Below are 18,799 nucleotides of genomic sequence, written 5' to 3'. Positions count from 1 at the left end.
GGTTATTAGTGCTCCTGGTAAAATCCTTTTGCGCGAATCATTTCCTCCACCACATCCGGCACCAGATAACGAATGGATTGTTTGTTTCTGATGCAATTCCGAATGAAAGTAGCCGAAATATCCAACAGTGGGGCTTCCACGAAGGTAATGTTAGGATGCGTAACCGGCTCCGAAAGTTGCACATGGGGGCGGCGATACACATATAAACCGTAATCATTCAGGATACGCTCGTGGTTCTTCCATTTGGTGAACGACGCGAGGTTGTCTTCGCCCATGATCACTTTGAACTCAGTGTCGGGATGCCGCTCGCGTAAGTGCACGAGAGTGTGTATGGTATAGCTGGGTTTGGGAAGGTTAAATTCTACGTCGGATACTTCCAGTGAATAATTGTCGTGGATCGCGGCCCGCACCATGTCGTACCGGTCGAATTCATGTAACAGGCCTTTGCTGGACTTGAACGGGTTGAGTGGCGACACGACAAACCATACTTTCTTCAGGTCCGTAGACCCCACCAGGAGGTTGGCAATGATGAGATGTCCCATGTGTATGGGATTGAAGGAGCCAAAGAAGAGTCCGATCTTCACCGGCTTTTAGTTGGTTTTGAAATCGTCGTAGAGTTTTTGGGCTTCGCGCAGCGAGGTGTCGAGGGTTTCGTTCACCAGCACCTGGTCGAATTTATCCTGGAAGGACATTTCGAACTGTGCTTTGAACAATCTGCGGGAGAGGCTTTCGGGAGATTCTGTACCGCGGTCGTTGAGACGGGTTTTGAGAATTTCCAGGGAGGGAACTTTTACAAAAATAGCAAGGGCTTTGTCGCCAAAATATTTTTTCAGCGCGAGGCCGCCTTTTACATCGACATCAAAGATGACGTCTTTGCCTTCTTTCCAGATGCGCTCGATCTCTGATTTGAGGGTACCGTAGAAATTACCTTCGTATACTTCTTCCCATTCAATGAACTCGTCGGCGTCGATGCGCTTTTTGAACTCGTCAGGGGATAGGAAGTAATAGTCCTGGCCATGTGCTTCGGTACGGCCGCGTTTATCGCGGGTGGATGCCGAAATGGAGAAACCCAGGGATGGATTGTTGGTGAGCAGGTGTCTTACAATGGTGGTTTTTCCCGAGCCGGAGGGGGCACAGAAGATCAACGCTTTGCCTGCCATTAGCTAGACAATTTTTCAGTACACTTGCTCTTGATGCTTTCGATAAGATCCTGCGGAGCTTCCTGGCAGCATTTTGCTTTTAACAACTGGCGGATAGCCACTTCGAGGTGATAGTTTTTATAGCAGGGTAAACATTCCTCCAGGTGGTGTTCCAGAAAATCGGTTCGCTGCTCGGGGGTCGCTTCGCCGTCCAGAATAGCCTGGAGCTTTTTAAGACATTCGTTCTTTTCAGGACAGTCTTGCTTCATATAACTCTTATCTGAATCCATTTGATTTTAGACGGTTTTGTAACCCATTTCTTTCGCGTACTCACTTAGTTTTTCCTTCAGCAGATTACGGGCTCTGTGAAGTCTGCTACGAACGGTTCCGATTGGTATATCCAGTATCTTCGCCATTTCCTCGTACTTGAAACCTTCCAGGTCGCATAGTATAATGACCGTCCTGAAATCAACGTCAAGAGCATTCAACGCATTGGAGATCTCATCGCCGATCATGTCCTTCAGCGCCTCCACACGCAGATCGGGCGTAATTTGCCTATCTACCTCCTCAGAGTTATAATAGCTCTCAACTTCCTGATAGTCCACCTTAGAAGGTTCTTTACTCTTCTTCCGGTAGTCATTAATGAAGCTGTTCTTCAAAATCCGAAACAGCCATGCCTTCGCATTAGTTCCTTGTTGAAATGAATCTAAAAATCGATACGCTTTTAAATACGTGTCCTGCAGCAGATCTTTTGCATCGTCACCGTCTAATGTCAGACGATAGGCAAAGTTGTACATGGCGTTTATGTGGGGCATAAACTCGTCGTTGAAGATGTGCTGTCTTTCGGCGTCTGTATATTGTTGTTTCGGGAGTTCTTCCATATGCGGTCTTAAAAATAGCAAAAAAGCACAACGTGTGTACCTTCTTGTGATAACATTCAAAACGCCGTGTTTTTTTTACTATTTTTCAACCCCATGCCGGAGGCCACCCATTATAAAAATAGTACCGATGACACCCTGGTGGCGCTGTATCGAAAGGAAGGCAGCCTGGACGTGGCCGGCGAGCTTTACAACCGGTACATGCCCCTGGTGTATGGCGTCTGCCTGAAATACCTGAAGGACCGGGAGGAAAGCCGTGACGCCGTCATGCAGCTGTTTGAGAAACTGGTCACCGTGCTGCGCGAACACGAGGTCGCCAACTTTAAAAGCTGGCTGTATGTCACGGCCCGCAACCATTGCCTGATGCAGCTGCGAGCCCAGAAAAGCCGGCAGCAGAAAGAAATACCAGGTTTTCTTATGGAAAATGCGCTGGCGACGCATCCGGAAGAAGCACCAGAGACGGAAGCAAATCTCAATAAATTAGAGAAATGCATCGAAACGCTGGCCCCTGAACAGAAACAGTGCGTACAATTGTTTTATCTAAAGCAACTGTGTTATAAAGAGATTGTGCTGGCGACGGGCTTTGAGGATAATCGCGTAAAAAGCTACATCCAGAACGGCAAGCGGAACCTGAAGATCTGTATGGAACAACATGGCTAACGACCATCACGATATCGAACGATACCTGAACGGCGAGCTTTCGCCGGCGGAAATGCATGCCCTGGAGAAAAAGGCACTGTACGATCCCTTCCTGGCCGAAGCGCTGGAAGGTGCGGCGCAGCTTGTCCCAGCCGACCTGTCGGCCGACCTGCAGCAGTTGCAGGCCTCGTTGCGGCAAGCCTCCCAAAAAACCACCCCTGGGATATCACTACGCGTATGGGCGTTGCGCATTGCCGCCACGCTGCTGTTGCTGGCGGTCGCTACGGCTATTATTGTGCGCATGGTATCGACCCCGGACGAACGACTGGCCCTACAAACGCCACCGCCAGCGCGCCAGGAAGCCGCCGCCGCTCCCGCCCGGCCACAGACTGACTCCGTCGTGACATCTCCTCCCAAACCAGGCGTTGTTGCGAGCAAGCCCGGAGATCCTACCGCAGATGAATCTGGATCTCTCCGTCTTAACCGCGCGCCGGAACCTACGTCAACGCCAGGCCAGGTAGCGGATGCCGGGGAATCAACGGACCATTTTGAAGAACAACAACCTGTTGTAGCCGAAGTCCAGGAGGCTCCACCGGCAGCACCAGAAGCTGAACTCAAGACCGAACCGGCCGATGACCGGGAAGACGATACGCGCAAGCGCAAGTCTCTCGCGATGCAAAGCGCGGACAAAGACGTGGAGACGAAAAAGGAGCTGGCATACACACCTTCAACTCTTTCGGGCCGTGTAGCCGGTGTATCAATCACGCGCACTGCCGACACACTGAACGACGTCACCCCGCCGCCGACGAAAACCGTTCATGGTAAAGTAACGCTCTCAGACGACGGCACTGGTATCCCCGGCGTGAATGTAATGGTGGCGGGTACCGATCAGGGAACCGTGACCGACATCAACGGCAACTACCACATTCGCGTGGAAGATGAAAAAAACACCATGCTGGCGTTTTCATTCATCGGCATGCAAAGCAAAGAAGTGCCGCTCGGTGATACTGAAAATGTAGACGTACAGTTAGATCAGGACGTGTCGCAATTGAGTGAAGTTGTCGTGACCGGGTTTGGTACCGACAATGGTCCGTTGAAAGAAGACCTCGCCACCTTCCAGCTGGCGGTTCCCGCCGGCGGCCGTGGCGCGTACAAACAATACCTGGAAACCAACCTGCACTATCCCGAGCAGGCACTCGCCAACGAGGTAGAAGGCAAGGTAACGATCCAGTTCACCGTAGAATCCTCCGGCCGGATTACGGACTTTAAAGTACTGAAAGGGCTCGGTTATGGTTGCGACGAAGAGGTGATTCGCCTCATTAAGAACGGGCCCAAGTGGCAGCCTTCTAAACGTGCGGACGAAGCGGTCAGGGACAATGTAAAAGTGCGGCTGAAGTTCCGCCTGCCTAAAAAGAAGTAGGCGCTAGATAAAGCGCTTCTCGACAAGCTCCATGAATTCATGAAACTCTTCGCTGTCGCGATCCCAGGTAGACGCGTGCTCTTCTTCAATGTAGCGCAGTGCCGACTGGATGGTGTCGAGCTGGTCGAGGCGATCGATAGCTTTGCTGAACAGTTCGAAGTCACCGTGAAAGAGCACTTTGGTGAACATAAACTTCTGGTTGATCGTCAGGCTGTCTTTGATACGCGAGATCTTGTGCAGGTTATTTCCCAGCGACGAGCGGCTCTCGCGGCTATGCTTTTCGTTGAGCGATGCGGCCGCGCCGGTAGGTGCCGGGGGACGCATGGTGTTGTGTTGCTTGGGCTGTGGCGGCGCCTGCGAAACAGGCGGAGTCGAAACCGGCGGCGTTGACACCGGTGGCGGGGGTGGCGTAGGGCGACGTACTTCGGCTGGAGGGGGTGGTGGCGGAGCCTGCCTTACCGGCGGTACAACGGGGGCTGTCGACACATAGAAGCTCGCAGGGTCCAGTGGCACGACCGCCGAAAATTGTTCTATATAATCGTCTACGTCTTCGGGCGTAAAATTCACCTCTTCGAGAATCTCGTCGAGTACGGCAAAGGCCTCGTTGCCGGCCAGCTCCGTCATGTTGCGCTGCTCCATGCGCAGCAACATTCTATCGAGCGGGGCCTTGTTGACCTTCATGTATTTGATCTCGTCGCGGAAGGAAGCTACTTCAAGCTTGTTGTTTTTACCGGTCAGAATCATGACGTAAAAGTCATAGGGATCGAAGATGGCCATCAGGGCCTGGCTCGAGGCCTTCTTTAACAGCGGGGCAAAGTGCTGCCGGTCAATGGAGATCTGTTGGGAGAGCGTGCCCATAAAATTATCCAGCGCCTCGCGCACGTCGGGGTGCTCGTAGTCGAAATAGGGGCTCTTCAATTTTTTGGCTTCATCTTTCCAGCTTCGCAAAAGCTCGCGGATCACAAACAGGTTGACCTGGTGTACGTTGCACAGCTTCAGGATATCAGGTCCGGTGATCTTGTCCCTGGATGCGAAGAATCCTTTCAGTACAGCATCGGCATACATATCTCCATAGAGGGCAATCGCTTCCAGACTGATCTTTTCGTCCATGAGTTCGTTTATGATTTTTACGGCTTTCTCTGGCCTTAAAGTTAATGGATATTCAGTGAATCGCCCACACGCGGTGTAGGTCGTATGTGCAAAGTCTCTTAATTTTAGCGCATGTTTATCGAACCACAGCTGGGAAGACGCGGCGGATGGATTGAAGTCATTGCCGGGTGCATGTTTTCCGGCAAGACTGAAGAACTGATTCGTCGGCTAAACCGCGCCATTATCGCTCGCCAGAAGGTAGAGATTTTTAAGCCCGTGATCGATAAGCGCTATCACGATCAGCATATCGTGTCGCATAACGAACGGACCATCCGCTCGACGCCGGTGGATTTTGCCAGTGACCTTTTACTGCTGGCAGGGCATTGCGACGTGGTCGGTATTGACGAAGCGCAATTTTTCGACCCGGCTATAGTAGACGTCTGCAACGCCCTGGCCAATGCCGGCAAGCGGGTGATTGTCGCCGGGTTGGACATGGACTTTGAAGGCAAGCCCTTCGGGTCGATGCCAAACCTGCTGGCCGTGGCGGAATTTGTTACAAAAGTTCATGCCATCTGCGCACAAACGGGCGAACTGGCTTCGTTCTCCTTTCGGCTCACCGAAAACGAGCAACAAGTCATGCTGGGGCAGCGCTCCGAATATGAGGCACGAAGCCGCCAGGCGTTTATGCAAGGCTTGAAAGAACGAAAAAAAGATCCGGACCGATAGAATTTTCTGGGGATGAAAGACTTCCGCTACTTCTTTTGCTGGGCCGCTGTTTTGCTGCCGACCCTCTGGGCCACGGCGCAAGACATCCCCCTGGGCACCTGGCGTGTGCACGCCTCCTTTCATGCCATCGCTGCGATCACGGCCGACGACGCGCACGTATACGGCGCCTCCGCCAACGCGATCATGATCTTCGCGCGCGAGGACAAGAGCCTTTCGGTCATTTCGAAGCTCGACGGCCTCCACGGCGGCACAATCACCGCCATTCAGGCCGACGCCACCACAAAACAGCTGCTCATCGCCTACGACGACGGCGTAATCGATATACTCTGGAACAATACCCTCAAGACCCTCGACCCGCTGCGCCAGTCGACCATTACCGGCTCGCGACGCATCAACCATATTTTAGTGCAAGGCAGTCTGGCCTATCTCTCCACCGACTTTGGTGTGCTGGTGCTAGACCTGCCGCGTGCCGAAGTAAAAGAAACGTGGCGCGACCTGGGCAACACCGGCAACACCTTGAAGATCAACGCTGCCGCTGTGCGCGAAGACAGCATTTTCCTGGCGACTGAAAAAGGTGTTCTGGCAGGCCGTGTGAGCTCCAACCTGCTGGACTTTAGAAACTGGCGACACTTCGACAGCGGTGAGCTTAACGCAGCCGCGAAGACTGTGGCGATTTTTCAAGGATCGCTATATGCGGCGCTGGACACACACGGCCTATACCGGTATACCGCCGGCAGTTGGATAAAAGAAAGTATTTTTGCTGGCAGTACGTTTCAGGCTGTGTCGGCCACGAGTGAAGCACTGCTCGTGATTGAAAGCGGAAAAATCTGGCGCTTTACCGGTACCGGCGAACCCACACCCATTACCGACGTCCTTATTCAGCAGCCCTTAACCCTGGCAGAAAACCGTGGTAAATATTGGATCGGTGACGGGCTTAACGGCTTACTCTCCGACGACACGGGGGCATTTCAACAATACCTGCCCAATGGCCCGGCAGGACCGCCGGCATCGCGACTGACATATGCGGGGGGTGTGATCTATGCGGTGTCAGGAGGATATTCCGCCGCACGCCAGCCGCTGAACCGCGCCGGTATAATCAACAAATTTGAGCAAGGTACCTGGTCGGCCACAACGGCCACGCTGCCCGACATTACCGATGTGGCCGTCGACATCCACACCTCCACGGTATATGCGGCATCGTTCCAGGGTGGCCTGGAAGTAAACCAGGGAGGAAACATCAAGGTATTGGCGGCCGGCAACAGCCCGCTGAAGAGCGATGGCACGGCCGTGAAAGTCACCGCGCTGGCGCCCGCAACAGAAGGGCTATGGGTAGCGAACTACGGCACCAGCACGCCCCTGCATTTACTCAAGCCTGACAACACGTGGGAGTCGGTGACGGCACCCTTTGCGGCGGCGCGTTATCCGATCGACCTCGCCCTCGACCCCTTTGGTTACGTGTGGGCTGTGTTGGATCCGGAAGTAGACGGCGGTATTTTGGTGTATGACCTGGCCACCGGTGGCTCGGAGTATATTACAGAAACAGCAGGGTCCGGTGCTTTGCCGAACCGCAGTGTCCTTACCGCGGTGACCGACCGCGACGGCCTCGTCTGGACCGGAACGGCCGCCGGTGTATCCTATTTCTTTGACCCGACCAACGACGCCTCGCGGCCTATTTTCGAAAGCCGCTTTCTGTTGCGCGATGACCAGGTGACCAGCATTGCCATCGACGGTGGCAATCGTAAGTGGATGGGCACCAGCCGCGGCGTCTGGCTGTTTAATCCCACGGGCGAAGCCCTCGTGCATCACTTTACGACCGCCAACAGCCCGCTGCTTTCCGACAACATCCTGGACATCGAAATCAATGCCCAAACCGGCGAAGTATTTTTCGCCACCGATAAGGGCCTGGTCTCGTTCCGCGGTGATGCCACCGAAGGCACGGCCGTATTCCAGCAGGTCAAAATATTTCCCAACCCGGTCACCTCGGCGTTTATGGGTACCGTGGCCATCAATGGTTTAGCGACCGACGCCGTTGTCAAGATCACCGACATCAGCGGCAAAATGGTCTGGCAGACCCAGGCACAGGGGGGCACGGCCTCCTGGAACGTACAAGATTACCACGGCAAACGCGCCGCTACCGGTATATACCTCGTTTTTGCCTCTACACCCGATGGCAGCGAAAGCGCCGTGGGTAAAATCGCCGTGATCGACTAACATGCTGCATAAAACACACGGCGTTGTTTTCCGGTTTACCAAGTATGGCGAGACGTCCATTATTGTCAACATCTTTACCGAGCTGTTCGGCATGCAGGCGTATATCGTCAACGGTGTGCGCAGCAAGTCGGCCCGCAGCCGCATTGCATTATACCAACCGATGACATTACTGGACCTTGTGGTCTATCATAAAGAGAACGCCGGTATCATGCGCATCAAGGAGATCAAGTGTCTCTACCCCTATCAATCTATACCGACCGATGTACGCAAGTCGACCATTGCCATGTTCCTGAACGAGATGATCAACAAGACCATCAAGGAGGAAAGCCACGCGCAGGAGCTGTGTCAATTCCTGATCCGCTCGTTTATAGCATTGGATCGTCAAACGGAAGGCGTCGAGAATTTCCACCTGCTCTTTCTCTTAAAGCTAAGCCGCCACCTGGGCTTCGGCGCGTATAACAAGAACGAAGTGGTGGGTGGGCGTTTTGCTACGGAAGAAACGGAGGGACTATTGGAAACGCTGATTAAAACGGAGTACGATGCCCCGCTGCAGCTCACAAACGTTCAACGCCGTGAGCTGCTGGAGCTTATTCTAAAATTTTATACCGATCACATCGAGACGATCGGCGAAGTTAAATCACTTCCCGTGTTGCGGGAGGTGTTGAGTTAGTAAGCTTTGCCGGGAATGTCGTTCTGAAATGTCTCCATCCCCTTCCGGTCTTGCAACGTAATATATACATGCTTCCCCCCGGCACCACCAAATACCAGGTTGCTACATTTCTTCCCTTTCAACACCACCTCGCGAATAACCTTCCCTTGCGGGGAAAGTACCACGACAACACCTTTTCCATAGCGGGTAGCATACAGGTTGCCTTTCTTATCGCATTTCATCCCATCAAACCCAAAGTCCGGAAACTCAGCAAAGAGGCGCTTATTGGAGATGTTACCTTGCTTATCAACATCAAATGCCCAGATTTTCTTTTGTACGCTTTCGTTTACGTATAGGATCTTTTCGTCGGGGCTGAGCTCGATGCCATTGGTGGTGCCCATCTTGTCGGTGAGCAACACGGGCTTACCACCCTTGTCTATGCGCCAGAGTTTGCCGGTGCTTTCTTTCCAGTTGGGATCAGAGGCGAAGATCTGGTCGCGGCGGTTGATACAAATATCGTTGGGTTGATTGAAGTCGTCGGTGTGTGCATAGACACGCACGACCTTCGTTTTCATGTCTATCTGTAACACGTTATGGCCGGCGAAGTCGGCGAGGTACATGGTGCCATCGCTGCCAAACTGAATGGCATTGGCCGTGCTACCGTCGGGTAGTTTTACAAAGAGCGATACTTCACCATTGGGCGCAACCTGACCGATGGTGCCGTCTTGCTGAAAGTTTACGACGTACAGTTTACCGGCGGCGTCAAAGGCAGGGCCTTCGATGTTTTCGGTAAAGAGGTTTTCGGCGGTGAAATCGCGGGTTTGAAACAAGTCGGTAGATTGCTGTGCATAGCATGTGCCAAAAGCACACAGCGCCAGTGTCAGCATGGGGATTATTCGCATGGGCAGTTGTTTTTTAGTCTATACAATTTTACACAATACGTGCCAATGTTGCCCAACCGTTCATAAATACTGTTCAATATCACCCAACCCCTGGCGGATGATGGTCATAGGATCAGTGGTACAGTCGACGACGGTGGAGGGTACATTGCCGCCGATACCGCCGTCTATGACCACGTCAACCTGGTGTTTAAAGTCTTCGTATATCTCCTCGGGGTCGGTAGTATAAGCCTTGATCGCGTCGTCGTCTTTGATAGATGTTGTAATGAGCGGGTTCTGAAGTTTTTCTACCAACATGCGCGGAATGTTGTGATCGGGAATGCGGATGCCGACGGTCTTTTTGTTTACATCCAATATTTTCGGCACGCGGCTGCTGGACTCAAGGATAAACGTATACGGTCCGGGCAGGGCTTTTTTGAGAATTTTAAACACCGGCGTGTCGATGCGCTTGGCGAATTCGGAAATGTGGCTGAGATCGTTGCAGATGAACGAAAGATCGAGCTTGTGCGGTTTGATATTCATTATCTGGCACAGCCGTTCGATCGATTTCCGGTTCATGAGGTCGCAACCAATACCATAAATGGTGTCGGTGGGGTAGATTATGATGCCGCCGCGCTTTAATACCGCTACTACCTGTTCGATTTTACGGGGTTCGGGGTTACGGGGGTGTATGCTTATTAATTCGGCTGCCATGCTGGAAAGATAACCATTCCTGCCCGGGCGCGGTTCCGGGGCATTTTAGTATTTTTGCAGCTCAAGAGTGTTATGAAAGCGAATAAACGTATTGTTGTTTTTCTGGTAGTTTCCGTCCTGGGTATTTCGTTTGCGTATTACGCCTATCAGATCGTGTACACGCCAAACATCCTGGTGCAGATGGATAGCAAACTCCTCGTTGTCGACGAAAAAGACAACTTTAAAGATCTCCAGGCAAAGCTTCACAAGGGAAGGTATGTTAACGACCTCATTTCCTTCAGTTTTCTGGCCAAATTGACCGGCTACGCCAACCAAATCAAGGCCGGTCGCTACGTGCTCCGCAGCAACATGACCAACCTGGAGGCCTTGCGCATATTGCGGGCGGGTAAGCAGGAGCCCGTGAAGATCACGTTTAACAACGTACGGCTGGTGAAAGACCTCGCCCAACGCATCACCCGCAACCTGGGCATGACGCCCGAGGAGTTTGAAGCAGCGGTAGTCAAGTTTACCATGAGCAACCGCAATGGCTTTACGAAAGACAACGTACTGGCCATGTTCATTCCCAATACTTACGAAGTGTACTATAACATTTCACCCGATGGCCTGGTAAATCGCATGCACGAGGAGTACGATCGCTTCTGGAGTGCCGAGCGCGTCGAGAAAGCCAGGAAGGCCGGCCTCACGCCCATGGAGGTTTCCATCCTGGCATCTATCGTACAAGCCGAATCCATTCGCAAGAGCGAAGCTCCCGTCATCGCCAGCTTGTATCTGAACCGCCTGCGCAAAGACATTGCCCTGCAAGCCGACCCCACGCTGGTCTTTGCGGTCGGTGACTTTTCGCTGAAACGCGTACTGAACGGCCACAAAGAAATCGACTCGCCGTACAATACCTATAAATATCCCGGACTGCCACCGGGGCCGATCAACATGCCGGAGATCCACTCGCTCGACGCCGTGTTGAATTATACCCCCACCGATTATTACTATATGTGTGCAAAGGAGGACTTTTCGGGTGAGCATAATTTTACCAACAGCTACGAAGAGCACATGCGTAACGCCGCCCGTTACCAAAAAGCGCTTACCATCGAACAGAAAAAGGGCGAAGCCCTGAGAAGACAACAGCAGTAAGGAAGTATGTATCGTTCCGAAACAACCGTGCGGGTACGCTACGGCGAGACCGACCAGATGGGCTATGTGTATTATGGCTACTACGCCATGTACTACGAAGTAGCCCGCGTAGAGGCCATGCGCCAGCTGGGCATGAGCTACAAGGCGTTGGAAGACATGGGAGTGATGCTGCCGGTACTGGAAAACCACGCCAAATACCTGGCGCCGGGCCGTTACGACGAGCTGCTGCGCATTGTCACAACCATTCGCGAGAAGCCCGGCATTCGCATCAAGTTTGAATACGAGATCTTTAACGAGGCCAATAAGCTGATCAACCAGGGTGAAACACTCCTGGTTTTTGTCAACAAAACGACCACCCGGCCTTGCCGCCCGCCACAGGCGATGGAAGATCTGCTCGCACCGTACTTTTAGGCTTTTGTTATTAGCCGCCAGTCGTTAGCTTTAACAACCGTAGCACATCGTATACGGGCAAATGCACAGCACACGATGAAGTATAAACACAAACGCATTATCCTCCAATGGAATCCGGGCCGGCGATTCATTACCCGGCTTCGGAAAATACGGCTAAAAAAACACGAGAACGTTTCGTTGTATAAGATCGTCAAGCTGTTCTTTCACAACCTGGCAGAAGATGAGATCATGGACCGGTCCAACGCGGTGGCCTATAACTTTATCCTGGCTATTTTCCCCGCCATCATCTTTCTCTTTACGTTGATCCCCTACCTCACCCGGTTCTTTCCGGACATCACCAACGAAAGCATTCTGGGGTTTCTGGGCGACATGATGCCCACCAGTATGTACGATGTGATCTCCCCTACCGTCATGGACATCGTCAGCAACCAACGCGGTGGTCTGCTGTCGTTGGGCTTTGTGTTTTCGATATACCTCTCCACCAACGGCACGATGGCCCTCATCCGCGCCTTCAACGCCTGCTACCGCACGGTCGAGCGCCGCAGCGGCCTCAAGACCCGGCTCATCGCCACAGGACTTACCTTTAACCTCGCGTTTGTGGTGTTCCTGGCCATCATCCTGCTGGTAGTGGGTCAGTTGGTGCTGGAATACTTCGAGCAATTCTCCTGGCTGCACCTCACCAGCTTTACTGTATTCCTGCTGTTTTTCCTACGCTTTGTGGTTATCTTCATCGTATTCTTTATCGCCATCTCGGCACTATACTATTTCGGCCCGGCGATCCACTACAACTGGCGTTTCTTTTCCATCGGCTCATTCATCGCGACCCTGCTCACACTGGGAGTCTGTTATGGATTCTCTTATTACATCACCAACTTCGCCACATACAACAAGGTCTATGGCTCCATCGGCGTGTTGATTGCTATTATGGTATGGGTACAGTTGGTTACAGTCGTGTTGTTGATCGGCTATGAAATAAATGCCACGCTACACCACGCTATCCGTCAGCAGGCACTCTGGAATGCCCGCAAGTTTCGTGATAAGCTGAAGCAGGAGAAACTTGGAAAGAGCTTCCGGTGATAGGAAGGTTTTGCTGCGCCAGCAAACACTGGCGTCTGTAGACATTCCCCAAGATCTGATATCTCCTTAAAAACAAAAAAGGCCGCCTCGATGGAGGCGGCCTTTCAGTATCAAAAAGCGTATGCTTTACGCCGCAACCGGCTTGGGCTCGGCTTGTTTTTCTTCGGGTGAGAAGTCAACCAGTACCGGGGTGCCGATACAGAGTGACGAATATGTACCAATCAATACACCAATCAACATGGCAAACGTAAAGCCTTTGATCGTTTCGCCTCCAAAGAAGAAGAGGATCACCAGTACGAACAGCGTTGACATACCGGTAATGAGGGTACGGCTCAGCGTGTCGTTCAAGGCATTGTTTACCACTGAGGAGGTGCTTTCAGAGCTTTTCTTCAGCGACAGGAACTCACGCACGCGGTCAAACACCACCACGGAGTCGTTGATAGAGTAACCAATTACCGTCAGGATCGCAGCGACGAAAGCCTGGTCGATTTCCATGGTGAACGGCATGATCGGCTCTAACAGTACGAAGAGCGAAAGCACGACTAACACCGTGTGGAACAAGCTCACTACCGTACCGAGGGCGAACTGCCACTTGCGGAAACGGATCAGGATGTAGAGGAACATAAGCACTACGGCAATGAGCAGCGAATAAACAGCAGACACCTTGATGTCGTTTGCAATTGTCGGGCCTACTTTGTAGAAGCTCAACACTTCTGCCTTATTGTCGCCAATCGTCGCCAGACCTTCTTCGAGTCGCTGTTCTGCTTTTACAGTAGCTTCATCAGAATCGTCGTCTACCAGGTAGCTGGTGGTTATTTTGTATTTCGTTGTACCCCCAAAGGTTTTTACTTCCGGGGTTTCTTCGAACGATTTGGTCAGCGCACCGCGTACGTCAGAAGCCGAGAGTGATTTCTCAAAACCAACGATGTATGTACGACCACCTTTGAAGTCTACACCGTAGTTAAAGCCTTTGAAGGCAATCATCACGATGCCAGCTACGACAATGGCACCCGAGATGGTATAATAGATCTTACGGTTGCCGATAAAGTCGAAATTGATACTGCGGAACAGTGTCTTGGACCAGCCGCGTGAGAAGCTGATCTTCTTGCCACGACGTGTATAGTATTCGAAAATAACACGGGTAAAGAACACCGATGTGAAGAACGAACACACGATACCGATGATCAGGTTCAACGCAAAGCCATAGATAAGACCGGTACCAAAGGTCAGCAGCACAAGACCTTTAATGAAGGTCGTTACGTTCGAGTCGATAATGGCCGAGAAGGCACCCTTATAACCCGCGCGAATAGAAGCTTCCAGGCTCTTACCAGAATTCAGATCTTCTTTTACACGTTCGTTAATCAGTACGTTCGCATCTACCGCGATGGCCAATGACAACAAGATACCGGCGATACCGGGCAGTGTGAGCGCTGCGTTTAACGACGCCAATACACCCAACAGGAAAATCAAGTTGAGGATTACCGCGAGATCAGCTACCCAACCAGAGGTATTATAGACCACCAGCATGAAGAAGATGATGATCAGGAAGCCTACGATGATCGAAAGGATGCCGTTGCGGATTGACTCAGCACCCAGTGTAGGTCCAACCGATGATTCTTCAACGATCTTCGTCGGTGCCGGCAGTGAACCAGCTTTCAGGACGTTAGCAAGGTCTTTCGCTTCAATGTCGGTAAAGTTACCGGAGATCTGTGAGTTACCGTTGGGGATTTCACCATTTACCGAAGGAGCCGAGTATACCGTGTTGTCCAGCGTGATGGCGATTCTACCTTTCGGTGATTTGCTGGCAGCTTCTGCTGTCCATTTTGCCCACGTGCGTGTACCCTTCGCGTTCATTTTCATGCTCACCGCGTGGCGGGCATACTCGTCCAGGTCGCTGTGTGCATCGGTGATGACTTCACCCGTCAGGCGAGACTTACCGTCGCGGCCGATATCGAGGAAGAAAAGCTCGAGCGACTCCTGGTTGCCCACCTGGTCAGGCTTGTTCGCCCAGAAAACACCTACCGTGCGGGGCAGCAGGTTACGAATGTCGTGACGACGGAAGATGTCGTTGATTTTAGCAGTGTCTTTCAGCGCATAGCGGAATGCGCTCGGAGGATTGCTCAAGGAAAAAAGAGCCGACACATTTGCCATGTTCTGCAGCGAGTCCAGGCCTTTTTGGGCAGCAGCAGAATCAGCCGAAGCAGTTTTGGTGCTATCGCCGAGCAGGGAAGAAAGATCATCGCTGTCAGCAGCAGTAGTATCGGCGCTCGTCGTTGCACCGGCAGCTACCGCCGGCTTGGCTGCAGCTTTTTGTTCTTTTACCAATACGTCGTTGATGGCGAGCAGTTGCGTGTTCAGGGTGTTGGGTTCAATCACATCCCAGAATTCGAGACGTGCCACACCTTGCAACAGCTTGCGTACACGCGCCGGGTTGTCAGCACCCGGAATTTCTACCTGAATACGGCCGGTGCCCGGCAGACGCTGAATGTTAGGCTGCGACGTACCAAACTGATCGAGACGGTTGCTGAGGATCGTAAAGGAACGATCGATGGCGCTCTCTATTTCGCTATCGACCACGTCGATCACTTTCTTGTCGTCGTCGTTGGTAGCGATCTTATCACGCGTAGAGGAGTTTGCGAAAATAGAAGCCAGGCGTTTGTCGGGGTTAGCTTTACGAAACGCGCGGAAGAACAATGTGCTGTAGTTGTCGCGGCTGGTCTTTTGTTCTTTAGAGGCTACGCGCAGGGCACTCAGGAAAGCAGAGTCCTGGCTGTTGCCGCTCAAGCTTTTGATGATGTCGGCTGGCGATACCTCCAGGGTAACGTGCATACCGCCTTGCAGGTCAAGGCCAAGGCTAAGCTCAGAGTCTTTTACCTCTTTAAAGGTAAATTCTGCACCCAGCAAGTTGTACACCGGTGTAGTCCACACGGAGTCCAGGTAAGCCTGCTTTTTATTAATGTCGATGTTACCGCTCGCATCGGTGGCGGCGGCTACTGCCTTGCGTTGTACGTTGTAGGAGACGAACGTAAACGACAGGTAGTAAAAACACAGTAGTGTGATCACTACCGCGAGAGAAATTACTAATCCTTTGTTTTGCATATGGTTTGGTAAAAAGTAAAATACAGGAGAAAAGAATAGCTGAAGTCCTGCCGGCTCAAACCGGTCAGTTCAGGCAAGTACCAGGAAGCTGAAGCCTTAGGGTGCGTTCGGAGAAATGATGGTCCTGAAAAGCGTTCTAAAAAACCGGCTGGGTGTCGGCGAAACGCTGCGATCAGGTGCGGATGTCTCTACCGTTTTCACCAGTACAGTGAAAAGACAGAAAACCTGTTGCTGAAAAACGACGTGGGAGGATGACGGCAAGGTGCTCGACGGCAAGGTGATATAAGTACCATCGGGCGTAGACGAATCCTGCTGTTCGGTCTTTACTTCTTTTTTGGAATGATGGGCAGCCGTCTGAAAGTAAAAAAGCTGCGAAACAATGACGATCAGGGCCGTTAAAACGCCCGCCGCCAAGGTTCCAAATCGTATGTCAGCTTTTCCTGCCATGTCTATACAAGGGGTACAAAAGTAGACATTTGCCGGCAATGTGCAAGATTTCGTTTGAGGACGCCTGAAAACAGCGTTTTTGCCGGTCAGGCAGACATTTTTGATAGCTGGATCTACGATTCCAACTGGGAAATGCGGTGCTTCAGGGCCAGGGTGAGCAGGTCCAGCGCACGCTCGAAATGGTGATTGTTGGGAATGACCAGGTCGGCTTTGTGCATCAGCGGCTTGATGTAGGCTTCGTATATCGGCATGACGTGGTGCTGGTAGCGATACAGCACGTCGTCCAGCGGGTAGCCCCGCTCCTCGCTGTCGCGCCGGATGCGTCGGCTGAGCTTCAGGTGGTCCTTGGCTTCTATAAAGAGCTTCAGGTCGAGCTCTTGCTCAATCTCCGGAAAATATTGTACAAATAGCCCCTCGATGATCAGGAGAGGCGCCGGGGTAAACTTCAATATAGTGGGATTGGCATCGACATTGTTAAACACATATTCCTGCTTCAACAACGTCTCGCCGCGCTTAAGCTTCAGCAGGTCCTCGTGAAAGGCCTCCCGGTCGATGGCCTCGGGCAGGTCGAAGTTTTCGATGCCCTCGGTGTCGCGCACCTGCAGATGAATGGGTTTGTAGTAATGATCCTGCGAGATGAGGCAAATCTCGTTCGGCTGAAACCGGCCGGCCAGCTGTTTTATAAAGTGCGTTTTACCGGAGCCACTGCCGCCGGTAATGCCGATGGTGTAAACAGGTTTCATGGTCGCTGCCGTGCGTTATCGGCCTTTGAGATAGTCGGCCAGCTTGCGCACCGCGATGGCGCGGTGGCTCATGGCATTTTTCTCTTCCAGGCTCATTTCAGCAAAGGTACGACTGTGGCCCTCGGGAACAAAAACCGGGTCGTAGCCAAATCCCCCGGTGCCGCGCCGCCCGGCAATGATAGTGCCTGGTATGATACCCTCAAAGTATACAGGCTTTTCATCCAGGCCTACCAACGTAATGACGGAGCGAAAGCGCGCCCGCCGGTTGGTGTCGCCGTACAGGTTTTTGAGTAACAGGTCGATGTTGTCCTCGTTGCTGCGATGGTCGCCCGCATAACGCGCCGAGTATACGCCGGGGGCGCCTTTTAAGGCTTCTACCTCCAGGCCTGAATCGTCGGCAAAACAAGGAACGTGATAATGATCGAGCACGTAGACTGCTTTTTGTAAAGAGTTGCCCTCCATCGTATCACGGGTTTCGGGCAACTCTTCAAAGCATTTAATATCGTTCAGACTTAACAGATCAACGTAACCTCCCACCACCTGGCTGATTTCCTCAAGCTTGTGTTTGTTATTGGAGGCAAAACAAAGTTTAATCATTGACTAACGGCAATCACTTCGATGTCGACAATAATGTTGGAATTGGCCGGAATGACGGTCGTACCAGCGTTGTTGGAAGCACCCTGCACGCCAAAGCCCAATCCCGACGGAATGTAGAACGTGGCTTTCGAGCCTTCGCGCAGCTGTTGCAACCCGATCATGAGGCCCTGGATATAATCCACGGGGCGGCTATCTGTTACGTCTTCCTGCGGCTTCAGTTCCAGCACGTCGGTCACCGCGCGGGTATCGTCCGTGAGCAGCTTGTACTGCGCTTTGAACGTCACCTTGTGGAACCAGCCCGGCTGCAAACCACCACCCTGTGTCGTGATCCGGTAAGCAATGCCCGTGCTGTCGTAGACCACATCGGTATAATCCTTTCCTTCCAGGTACGTGCGGATAGCCGTTGTATCTGACTTAAACTGGTTTTGCTCTGCGCTGCTGATCTCAGCATTTATTAAATCGAAGTGGAACAGCAGGGGCGTGTTTGGCGCAATTTTGGCATTTCCTTGAGTACCATAAGCCCACAGGGAAGGAACATAGAGCTCGGCTTCCGTACCCACGGGTAGCTTCATGGCCATGGTTTGCCAGGCTGTGATTAGCGTGCCGAGTTGGTCACCAGAGATTTGTCCCTGATCAACGGGGGTGGTACTGGCGGGGGGAATCGTAAAGAGTTTATAGTCCGCTGTGATCTTTGTCGCCGTCGTACGCGCCGGCAGCTTCGTTCCCAGTTTTTTAATGACGAAACGGATCTTGGTATACTCGTCTTCCTGGTAGGCGTATATGCCCTCGGTCAACATGTAATTGTCGATGGTCGCTATATCTTTTTGCAGCTGGATATTCGGGTCTGCAATGTCGTCCGGTGTATCCAGGCAGCTACTCACGCCAAGCAGCGCCGCGGCTACCAGGGCAACTCCGAAAAATCTATGAACACTTCTCTTCATGATGGTATGGATG

The 18,799-nt window shown here is 52.3% G+C and carries 20 protein-coding genes; 8 read left to right on the top strand and 12 right to left on the bottom strand.

Annotated elements, in window-relative coordinates; genetic code table 11:
- Nucleotides 1–5: 5 nt before the first annotated feature.
- The 4 genes from nadD to KK062_RS16195 are packed head-to-tail and all read right to left on the bottom strand — an operon-like array spanning nt 6 to nt 2,020.
- Nucleotides 6–584 carry a nicotinate (nicotinamide) nucleotide adenylyltransferase gene (nadD, locus tag KK062_RS16210; RefSeq protein WP_254085370.1) on the bottom strand — a complete coding sequence of 193 codons (579 nt, stop codon included), beginning with the start codon at nt 582–584 and terminating at the stop codon, nt 6–8.
- Between the two features lie 6 nt (nt 585–590).
- Nucleotides 591–1,160 carry a guanylate kinase gene (gene gmk, locus KK062_RS16205; protein ID WP_254085369.1) on the bottom strand — a complete coding sequence of 190 codons (570 nt, stop codon included), beginning with the start codon at nt 1,158–1,160 and terminating at the stop codon, nt 591–593.
- Complete coding sequence (locus tag KK062_RS16200) at nt 1,160–1,429, bottom strand: zf-HC2 domain-containing protein (RefSeq protein ID WP_254085368.1); 270 nt, start codon at nt 1,427–1,429, stop codon at nt 1,160–1,162. The genes gmk and KK062_RS16200 overlap by 1 nt, the downstream gene beginning before the upstream one ends.
- 6 nt (nt 1,430–1,435) lie before the next feature.
- Nucleotides 1,436–2,020, bottom strand: a complete 585-nt coding sequence (locus tag KK062_RS16195; RefSeq protein ID WP_254085367.1) for a sigma-70 family RNA polymerase sigma factor — start codon at nt 2,018–2,020, stop codon at nt 1,436–1,438.
- A 66-nt stretch (nt 2,021–2,086) separates the two neighbouring features.
- On the opposite strand from KK062_RS16195, the gene KK062_RS16190 reads away from it, so the two are divergent.
- Nucleotides 2,087–2,677 (top strand): RNA polymerase sigma factor, encoded by a 591-nt coding sequence (locus KK062_RS16190; RefSeq protein ID WP_254085366.1) that lies wholly within the window; start codon nt 2,087–2,089, stop codon nt 2,675–2,677.
- A complete protein-coding gene (locus KK062_RS16185; protein ID WP_254085365.1) occupies nt 2,670–4,076 on the top strand; it encodes an energy transducer TonB in 1,407 nt (468 codons plus the stop codon). The genes KK062_RS16190 and KK062_RS16185 overlap by 8 nt, the downstream gene beginning before the upstream one ends.
- A gap of 3 nt (nt 4,077–4,079) precedes the next feature.
- Here KK062_RS16185 and KK062_RS16180 read toward each other — a convergent pair whose 3' ends face one another.
- Nucleotides 4,080–5,186, bottom strand: coding sequence for a DUF8457 domain-containing protein (locus KK062_RS16180; protein WP_254085364.1), 1,107 nt, complete (start codon nt 5,184–5,186; stop codon nt 4,080–4,082).
- A gap of 111 nt (nt 5,187–5,297) precedes the next feature.
- Between KK062_RS16180 and KK062_RS16175 the strand changes: the two genes are divergently transcribed.
- The 3 genes from KK062_RS16175 to recO are packed head-to-tail and all read left to right on the top strand — an operon-like array spanning nt 5,298 to nt 8,772.
- Nucleotides 5,298–5,891 (top strand): thymidine kinase, encoded by a 594-nt coding sequence (locus tag KK062_RS16175; protein ID WP_254085363.1) that lies wholly within the window; start codon nt 5,298–5,300, stop codon nt 5,889–5,891.
- Nucleotides 5,892–5,903: 12 nt separating this feature from the next.
- Entirely contained in the window at nt 5,904–8,102 is a 2,199-nt protein-coding gene (gene porZ, locus KK062_RS16170; RefSeq protein WP_254085362.1) for a type IX secretion system anionic LPS delivery protein PorZ, read from the top strand.
- Between the two features lies 1 nt (nt 8,103).
- Nucleotides 8,104–8,772 carry a DNA repair protein RecO gene (gene recO / locus KK062_RS16165; protein WP_254085361.1) on the top strand — a complete coding sequence of 223 codons (669 nt, stop codon included), beginning with the start codon at nt 8,104–8,106 and terminating at the stop codon, nt 8,770–8,772.
- On the opposite strand, the gene KK062_RS16160 is transcribed toward recO, so the two are convergent.
- Together KK062_RS16160 and KK062_RS16155 are read right to left on the bottom strand one after the other, a co-directional pair.
- Nucleotides 8,769–9,653 (bottom strand): SMP-30/gluconolactonase/LRE family protein, encoded by an 885-nt coding sequence (locus tag KK062_RS16160; RefSeq protein WP_254085360.1) that lies wholly within the window; start codon nt 9,651–9,653, stop codon nt 8,769–8,771. The genes recO and KK062_RS16160 overlap by 4 nt on opposite strands.
- 60 nt (nt 9,654–9,713) lie before the next feature.
- Entirely contained in the window at nt 9,714–10,343 is a 630-nt protein-coding gene (locus KK062_RS16155) for an L-threonylcarbamoyladenylate synthase (protein ID WP_254085359.1), read from the bottom strand.
- A gap of 72 nt (nt 10,344–10,415) precedes the next feature.
- Here KK062_RS16155 and mltG point away from each other — a divergent pair, with 72 nt between their 5' ends.
- The 3 genes from mltG (at nt 10,416) to KK062_RS16140 (ending at nt 12,959) form a co-directional block, all read left to right on the top strand.
- Nucleotides 10,416–11,471 (top strand): endolytic transglycosylase MltG, encoded by a 1,056-nt coding sequence (gene mltG, locus KK062_RS16150; protein WP_254085358.1) that lies wholly within the window; start codon nt 10,416–10,418, stop codon nt 11,469–11,471.
- Between the two features lie 6 nt (nt 11,472–11,477).
- Nucleotides 11,478–11,882, top strand: a complete 405-nt coding sequence (locus tag KK062_RS16145) for an acyl-CoA thioesterase (RefSeq protein ID WP_254085357.1) — start codon at nt 11,478–11,480, stop codon at nt 11,880–11,882.
- Between the two features lie 75 nt (nt 11,883–11,957).
- Nucleotides 11,958–12,959: a YihY/virulence factor BrkB family protein gene (locus tag KK062_RS16140; protein ID WP_254085356.1), complete on the top strand. Its 1,002-nt coding sequence runs from the start codon at nt 11,958–11,960 to the stop codon at nt 12,957–12,959.
- Nucleotides 12,960–13,085: 126 nt separating this feature from the next.
- Here the strand turns inward: KK062_RS16140 and secDF are convergent, their stop codons facing one another.
- The 5 genes from secDF to KK062_RS16115 all read right to left on the bottom strand — a co-directional run bounded on the left by secDF (nt 13,086) and on the right by KK062_RS16115 (nt 18,786).
- Complete coding sequence (gene secDF / locus KK062_RS16135) at nt 13,086–16,058, bottom strand: protein translocase subunit SecDF (protein WP_254085355.1); 2,973 nt, start codon at nt 16,056–16,058, stop codon at nt 13,086–13,088.
- 96 nt (nt 16,059–16,154) lie between these two features.
- The gene (locus tag KK062_RS16130) at nt 16,155–16,505 is read right to left on the bottom strand and encodes a hypothetical protein (protein ID WP_254085354.1); all 351 of its coding nucleotides are present in this window, start codon (nt 16,503–16,505) and stop codon (nt 16,155–16,157) included.
- 113 nt (nt 16,506–16,618) lie between these two features.
- Entirely contained in the window at nt 16,619–17,248 is a 630-nt protein-coding gene (locus KK062_RS16125) for a uridine kinase family protein (RefSeq protein WP_254085353.1), read from the bottom strand.
- A 15-nt stretch (nt 17,249–17,263) separates the two neighbouring features.
- The gene (rdgB, locus tag KK062_RS16120; protein WP_262899234.1) at nt 17,264–17,845 is read right to left on the bottom strand and encodes an RdgB/HAM1 family non-canonical purine NTP pyrophosphatase; all 582 of its coding nucleotides are present in this window, start codon (nt 17,843–17,845) and stop codon (nt 17,264–17,266) included.
- Nucleotides 17,842–18,786 carry an FKBP-type peptidyl-prolyl cis-trans isomerase gene (locus KK062_RS16115; RefSeq protein ID WP_254085352.1) on the bottom strand — a complete coding sequence of 315 codons (945 nt, stop codon included), beginning with the start codon at nt 18,784–18,786 and terminating at the stop codon, nt 17,842–17,844. Before KK062_RS16115 ends, rdgB begins: the two co-directional genes overlap by 4 nt.
- Nucleotides 18,787–18,799: the final 13 nt, after the last annotated feature.

It is taken from the genome of Dawidia cretensis (genome assembly GCF_018598175.1).
GTDB lineage: Bacteria > Bacteroidota > Bacteroidia > Cytophagales > Cyclobacteriaceae > Ohtaekwangia > Ohtaekwangia cretensis.
Note: the sequence above shows the minus strand (reverse complement) of the source record. Positions and strands in the feature narration are given on the sequence as shown.

Bases quoted from the DNA above. Each gene is read 5' to 3' on its own strand.
- gmk (WP_254085369.1), bottom strand. From the start codon at position 1,160: ATGGCAGGCAAAGCGTTGATCTTCTGTGCCCCCTCCGGCTCGGGAAAA.
- KK062_RS16200 (WP_254085368.1), bottom strand. From the start codon at position 1,429: ATGGATTCAGATAAGAGTTATATGAAGCAAGACTGTCCTGAAAAGAAC.
- KK062_RS16195 (WP_254085367.1), bottom strand. From the start codon at position 2,020: ATGGAAGAACTCCCGAAACAACAATATACAGACGCCGAAAGACAGCAC.
- KK062_RS16185 (WP_254085365.1), top strand. From the start codon at position 2,670: ATGGCTAACGACCATCACGATATCGAACGATACCTGAACGGCGAGCTT.
- KK062_RS16180 (WP_254085364.1), bottom strand. From the start codon at position 5,186: ATGGACGAAAAGATCAGTCTGGAAGCGATTGCCCTCTATGGAGATATG.
- KK062_RS16175 (WP_254085363.1), top strand. From the start codon at position 5,298: ATGTTTATCGAACCACAGCTGGGAAGACGCGGCGGATGGATTGAAGTC.
- porZ (WP_254085362.1), top strand. From the start codon at position 5,904: ATGAAAGACTTCCGCTACTTCTTTTGCTGGGCCGCTGTTTTGCTGCCG.
- recO (WP_254085361.1), top strand. From the start codon at position 8,104: ATGCTGCATAAAACACACGGCGTTGTTTTCCGGTTTACCAAGTATGGC.
- KK062_RS16160 (WP_254085360.1), bottom strand. From the start codon at position 9,653: ATGCGAATAATCCCCATGCTGACACTGGCGCTGTGTGCTTTTGGCACA.
- KK062_RS16155 (WP_254085359.1), bottom strand. From the start codon at position 10,343: ATGGCAGCCGAATTAATAAGCATACACCCCCGTAACCCCGAACCCCGT.
- mltG (WP_254085358.1), top strand. From the start codon at position 10,416: ATGAAAGCGAATAAACGTATTGTTGTTTTTCTGGTAGTTTCCGTCCTG.
- KK062_RS16145 (WP_254085357.1), top strand. From the start codon at position 11,478: ATGTATCGTTCCGAAACAACCGTGCGGGTACGCTACGGCGAGACCGAC.
- KK062_RS16140 (WP_254085356.1), top strand. From the start codon at position 11,958: ATGAAGTATAAACACAAACGCATTATCCTCCAATGGAATCCGGGCCGG.
- secDF (WP_254085355.1), bottom strand. From the start codon at position 16,058: ATGCAAAACAAAGGATTAGTAATTTCTCTCGCGGTAGTGATCACACTA.
- KK062_RS16130 (WP_254085354.1), bottom strand. From the start codon at position 16,505: ATGGCAGGAAAAGCTGACATACGATTTGGAACCTTGGCGGCGGGCGTT.
- KK062_RS16125 (WP_254085353.1), bottom strand. From the start codon at position 17,248: ATGAAACCTGTTTACACCATCGGCATTACCGGCGGCAGTGGCTCCGGT.
- rdgB (WP_262899234.1), bottom strand. From the start codon at position 17,845: ATGATTAAACTTTGTTTTGCCTCCAATAACAAACACAAGCTTGAGGAA.
- KK062_RS16115 (WP_254085352.1), bottom strand. From the start codon at position 18,786: ATGAAGAGAAGTGTTCATAGATTTTTCGGAGTTGCCCTGGTAGCCGCG.